Origin of the sequence: Mycobacterium sp. (genome assembly GCF_035506235.1) — a bacterium.
In the GTDB taxonomy this organism is placed as follows: domain Bacteria; phylum Actinomycetota; class Actinomycetes; order Mycobacteriales; family Mycobacteriaceae; genus Mycobacterium.
This window is the reverse complement of sequence record NZ_DATJPU010000158.1, coordinates 1-5,507: the sequence shown is the minus strand read 5'-3', so window position 1 is coordinate 5,507 and position 5,507 is coordinate 1. Positions and strand designations below refer to the sequence as shown.

Sequence of the window (5,507 nt, the reverse complement as noted above, 5' to 3'; positions counted from 1 at the left end):
GCGTGGGATTGGCGGGCGATCTCGGCACCAAGTCCACGCGCGGCGCCGGTGACGAACACGACGCGGCCGTTGAGATCGAGCCGCGCCGGGCCGCCGAACAGCCCACCGAGCAGCGGCAACGTACGGATCAGTTGCGTGCCGGCACCGGCAATGGAGCGCAGGGTTTCGTCGATCATGGCATCTTCCCTCTTCGGTGGTGTGGTGGGAGCTCGCCATCGTGGGTTGGCTGAAACGCTCACTCGCCACAAGGCCGGGCCTACATCCACGATCAGCGAACCCTCGGTCACGTGGGGATGCCGCCCCAATCCTCGGTACTGGCAGGGACACCCAGCATGATCGCCGGCCACGAGTCTCGTTGCGGTGTGTACGAATCTTCAGCCGCCCGCTGTGGTCGCCTTCATCGCCCCGCCACCTTCAGCAGGATTTTGCCGCCACGGAGGAGATGCTGCACCGCGCCGTCGATTTGCTCGAGGGGGTACACGGCCGCCACGGGCACACCAAGGGAGCCATCAGCCACCAGCGGTGCCGCCTCACGAATGACAGGCACCACTTTGTCGCGGTAGTCGAAGTCGCCGACAAAGAATCCACGGACCGTGATGTGCTTAGCAACCAGTATCGGGGTGTCGACCCACATTGGTTCGTCCCGGGCCCAGGAATAGCTGACCAAGCATCCACCGTCGGACAACAAACCAAGCAGCCGCGCTACACCTGGACCCCCCACGGAGTCCACTGCCAGCGCCACTCGCGCGTCGCCGATGACTGCTCGAACATCGCCGACCGCATCGTCATCATCGACATGGACCACGTCGGCCCCGGCTGCCTTGAGCTCGGCGAACGTTGCGTCATCACGGACCAGGTTGATGGTCTTCAGTCCACGACGTTTTGCCAGCGCGATTAATGACCGCCCCACACCGGAATTCGCGGCGTTCTGAACCACCCAATCACCGGGCTGCAGAGGGGTGCATTCACTGAGCATCAACCCTGCTGTCGGGGGGTTGCTGCCCAACATCGAGTACTGCTCGATGTCGCCGCCAGCGGGGAGTGCGAACAGACCATCGGCGGGCACGACAAGTCGCTCACGCCACGCACCGGAATACAGGGGTAGCACGACCAGATCGCCGACCTGAAGTCCATCGACCTCCGAGCCAGTGGCAAGCACGCGCGCGACCCCCTCTGCACCGGGTACGTGGGGCAGGGGTGGTTGCGCCAGCGCGCCGAGGACAACCAGTAGGTCGTGTTTGTTCAACGGCGAGAACTCAACGCTCACCAGAACCTCATTCGGACCCGGGGGCGGCGGCTCCTCGATGTCGACGACGCGGAGCACCTTTGCGGGGTCGCCGAACTGTTCAATCTGAATGGCGCGCATATCAATTCCTTTCGCTGGGCTGCTAAATTTTGATAGCAGTTATCGCCGAATTTGGATGTCGCCGCGCGTCTCGATGGCCTTGACGCTGTGGACGGAAGCCCCTCCTCAACACGGTGTCGACCGTTAGAAATGAATCGTGCACATCGCGTCTTCCTTGCTCGATGGAGTTGAGCTTCGTCCGCGGGAAGCGCATCGCCGCCAATGCGAATTCCTTTTTGGACCGCGGCGGGGAAGCCCTGTTGATCCTGGCATTACAAGGGACAGCCTTAAAGCGGCGACTACCACCTGCGACTCGAGCAAGGCCGTGACCAGCACCCGTCCTCACGGGTGCGCGATGCGCTCACCCGGGCGCTGCGACTGGATGTCAAAGCCACAACAAGTCTTTGTCGGCTTTCCGGCTTGGGGGCGCACGTAGCCCGCGGCCCAATCCTGTCCCTGCCACTACTAGGGATCAATGTGGCATCCCCACTTGATCCGCGATGCGCTGATGGTGAATACATGACCGCCACCGTGGCACTGCAAGCGTCGCCCGAGCCGCATCTCGGGACGGAGCCGCTGCCGGTCGCCCCCCGCACCGCACACCGGAGTGACCGGCGACATCGCGTCGTGGCGATCGGTTCGGGTCTCGGTGGGCTGACCGCGACGAAGGCACTCAAGCACGATCTGGTCAGTGTGAGTGACGCCGTGGCGTTTTTGACACGGTTGACCGCGCAGGGCACGGCACATGTTCACAACCAGGCGTCGCTGCCCCAGGTGTTACCGACGGCCGGGCCTGTCTTCGCCGCTGTGGGCGTCCTCATCGCTCTGTATGTCGCCATCATCCCGCGATGGCGAAGTGGCACAGCGGCAGGCGATTTCATCCGTGAGGGTTCTCCGCGGCGTTGGCAGCGGACTGGGAAAGGTTGGCGCTGATCATGCTATCCACCGCATTACGTGACATTCAGTGGCGCAGATGGCGCTTCGTCATCGCGGTCGTCGTCACCGGCCTGGTCTTTGCGATGACGCTCGTGCTCACCGGCCTCGCCAACGGATTCCGGGTAGAGGATGAGCGCACCGTCGATTCTCTCGGCGTCGACGAGTTCCTCATCAAATCCGGTGCGACGGGTCCCTTCCTGGGCTCCGCGCCGTTCCCGGTGGCAGTATTGCAGGTGGTCGCCGCCACCCCGGGCGTTGCCGCCGCTGCCCCCCTCACGTACAAGGGGGCTACGTTCAAGAGCGGCGACTCAACGCATCCTGGCGCCATGTTCGGCGCACCGGCGGGTTGCCCGGGCATGCCAGCGATGTCCGTCGGCAGGGCACCGTCAAGCCCCGATGAGGTGGCGGTGTCGAGCACAATCGGGCGTCAGATCGGCGAACAGCTCGAGGTCGGATCGCGCAGGATGCTGATCGTCGGCATCGTGAACAATTCCACCGCGCTGGCCAAGACGCCGAACCTCTTCGTGACGACCGAGGGGGTACAGCAGTCGGAGTTCGGCGGCCAGCCGCTCGTCTCCTCGATCGGGATCCGCGGGACACTGTCGCAGGTCCCCGACGGCTACCGGGTGGTCAACCGCGACGTGGCCGTCGATGACTTGATGCGGCCGACCAAGATTGCGGTCCAGGCGATCCGGATCGTGGCCATCCTGCTGTGGATCGTTGCGGCGTTGATCGTGGGCGGCGTCGTCTACCTGTCGGCCCTGGAACGCATGCGTGACTTCGCGGTCTTCAAGGCGATCGGCGTTTCGACGCGATCGGTCCTGGCCGGCCTGGTGCTGCAGGCGATCGTCGTGGCCGTCCTCGCCGCCGGCTTCGGGGCGGGGCTTGCGCGGCTGCTCGCCCCGCTGTTTCCCATGAACGTCATCGAGCCCGCTTCGGCCTATCCGCTCCTTGCGGTGATCGCGGTCGGAGTCGGCCTGTTGGCCAGCGCCACGGCAGTCCAGCGGGCTGCCACCGTCGATCCCGCACACGCGTTTGGAGGTCCTTAATCATGGTCGGTCTACGAACGGAGAAGCTCGTCGTCGAATACGCCAGCGGCAGCAATACCATCCGCCCCATCGACGGCCTCAACCTTGAGCTCGAGCCGGGCTCGCTAACGATCCTGCTCGGCCCCAGCGGCTGCGGGAAAACGACACTGCTGTCGTGCCTCGGCGGACTGCTGACACCGACGTCCGGGCGGATCACCGTCGGCGATGTGAACGTGACCGCGCTGAACCGCCGCGCGATGACGCAATATCGGCGGCACCAGGTCGGCATCGTGTTCCAGGCGTTCAACCTGGTGCCAAGCCTCACGGCGCTCGAGAACGTCCTCGTGCCGCTACGCGCGGCCGGGGTTTCGCGCCGCGCCGCGCGGGAGCGCGCCCAGGAGCTCCTGACCCGAGTTGGTTTGCAGGACAGGATGACCCACCGTCCCGGCGATCTCAGCGGCGGCCAACAACAGCGGGTGGCCGTGGCCCGCGCGATCGCCCTCGATCCTCCGCTGATCCTGGCCGACGAACCCACCGCCCACCTGGACTACCTCCAGGTCGAAGAGATGCTACGGCTCATCCGCGAACTCGCGACCGGCGACCGCATGGTCGTCGTGGCCACCCACGACCCCCGGTTACTACCGCTGGCCGACCGCGTGATCGAGATGGCGCCCGCAACGACCTTGGTCAACCGCGCCCACGAAACGATTCAGCTCGAGGCCGGAACCGTCTTGTTCGAACAAGGCGCGCTGTCCGACCTGATCTACACCGTTGCCGAAGGGGAACTCGAGGTGAGCCGCGGACGGGAACTGCTTCGAGTTGTGAAGGCCGGCGATTACTTCGGCGAGATCGGCCCGCTGTTCGGTCTGCGGCGCTCCGCAACGGTGCGCGCCCGCACCTATGCGGTGATTACCGGCCACAGCGTTCCGGCTTTTCGCCAACTCCTCGGAGCCTGGGCCGGACCAGGCCTGAACGAGGGCCGTGAGCTGGCCCTGGATTAGAGCGCGTTTCCGGTTCGCGTCGGGTACCGCTACGCCCTCAACGACACCAAGCACCCCAGACGAAATCGATCCAGGAACGAGGAAACAACTGTCATGACCACGCCCAACGAGTCCAGCCGAGAGCTCGCCAACCAGGCGCCCCATTTGGACTACTACCCCCACTGGCTGAACAACCTCGCCGAGGATGTCATCCTCCAAGGCGCCGTGTTCAACGGCGAACTGCGCGGTGCAAAGGACGTCGGGAAGATGCTGAGCTTCGCGCGAAGCCTCTACGCGTTTCAGGACTTCCGCTTCTACGGCATGCGCGGCGACCTTTTCTTGGAGGACTACCGCTCCCGCATCCGTGGCACCGAGGCGTACCACCCCAGCGGGGTCGAGATTTACAACTTCGTCGTCGTGTATTTCAACGACGCAGGCGAGACAAGTCAGCTCGTCATGAATCACCGGCCGCAGTCAGCGGCCCTGCTGTTCTCATCGCTGCTGACAAAGCACTTCGGCGACGCTTTCGACCCGAATCTCTTTTACGAGGGCGATGTCAGAACTCGTGTGCTCGATCACGACCTGTCGCGCGGAAAGTGGCCCCCATCGTCCGGCTCCGCGGTCCCAATCCGCTGACATGCGCCGTAACTCGCCAGGATCGCGCCGCACCAGGCCACGGGCTATGTTTCTCGGGCGTCGGGGCCGACGGGCCGCTATGAGATCAGGTCCAAGCGAACTAACGTCAGGCAAATGAGAACGATGCGGTCTGTCGTCGCCGACAAATTGGGCGAACCGTCCGAGGTTCTGGCCGTGCAAACTCGCCCGATTCCGGAGCCCGGTCCCGGTCAGGTGCGAATCCGGGTGACGGCCGTACCCGTTCATGCCAGCGATCTGCACACCATCCGCGGCCGATATGGATTCACCCCAGACTTTCCCGCCGTACCCGGAATCGAATCCGTCGGTGTCATCGACGAAATCGGCAGCGGCACAGACGGTCTGACCGTCGGACAGCGGGTCATCACGGTCGCAGTCAAGGGCACCTGGCAGGAGTATGTCGTCGCCGACGCCGAGCGTGTCTTGCCCGTTCCCGCCGGCATGAGCGATTCCACCGCCGCCCAGGTTCTCGCCAATCCGCTCACCGCGGTGATCTTGACCGGTGACGAACTCGATGTTCGGCCGGGTGAATGGCTGCTGCAGACTGCGGCCGGTTCCACCGTG

At 64.6% G+C, this 5,507-nt stretch carries 5 protein-coding genes; 4 read left to right on the top strand and 1 reads right to left on the bottom strand.

Annotated features, from left to right (window positions below; all coding sequences use genetic code 11):
• Window positions 1–397 precede the first annotated feature (397 nt).
• The gene (locus tag VMD50_RS14810) at window positions 398–1,366 is read right to left on the bottom strand and encodes a zinc-dependent alcohol dehydrogenase family protein (protein ID WP_325428496.1); all 969 of its coding nucleotides are present in this window, start codon (window positions 1,364–1,366) and stop codon (window positions 398–400) included.
• 914 nt (window positions 1,367–2,280) lie between these two features.
• Between VMD50_RS14810 and VMD50_RS14800 the strand changes: the two genes are divergently transcribed.
• The 4 genes from VMD50_RS14800 to VMD50_RS14785 form a co-directional block, all read left to right on the top strand.
• The gene (locus tag VMD50_RS14800) at window positions 2,281–3,330 is read left to right on the top strand and encodes an ABC transporter permease (protein WP_325428495.1); all 1,050 of its coding nucleotides are present in this window, start codon (window positions 2,281–2,283) and stop codon (window positions 3,328–3,330) included.
• A gap of 2 nt (window positions 3,331–3,332) precedes the next feature.
• Complete coding sequence (locus VMD50_RS14795) at window positions 3,333–4,310, top strand: ATP-binding cassette domain-containing protein (protein WP_325428494.1); 978 nt, start codon at window positions 3,333–3,335, stop codon at window positions 4,308–4,310.
• 93 nt (window positions 4,311–4,403) lie between these two features.
• Complete coding sequence (locus tag VMD50_RS14790; protein ID WP_325428493.1) at window positions 4,404–4,925, top strand: hypothetical protein; 522 nt, start codon at window positions 4,404–4,406, stop codon at window positions 4,923–4,925.
• Between the two features lie 114 nt (window positions 4,926–5,039).
• A partial coding sequence (locus tag VMD50_RS14785; RefSeq protein ID WP_325428492.1) for an alcohol dehydrogenase catalytic domain-containing protein occupies window positions 5,040–5,507 on the top strand: 468 nt, incomplete at its 3' end.

Coding starts and splice junctions, on each gene's coding strand:
- VMD50_RS14790 (WP_325428493.1), top strand. CDS start 4,404: ATGACCACGCCCAACGAGTCCAGCCGAGAGCTCGCCAACCAGGCGCCC.
- VMD50_RS14795 (WP_325428494.1), top strand. CDS start 3,333: ATGGTCGGTCTACGAACGGAGAAGCTCGTCGTCGAATACGCCAGCGGC.
- VMD50_RS14800 (WP_325428495.1), top strand. CDS start 2,281: ATGCTATCCACCGCATTACGTGACATTCAGTGGCGCAGATGGCGCTTC.
- VMD50_RS14810 (WP_325428496.1), bottom strand. CDS start 1,366: ATGCGCGCCATTCAGATTGAACAGTTCGGCGACCCCGCAAAGGTGCTC.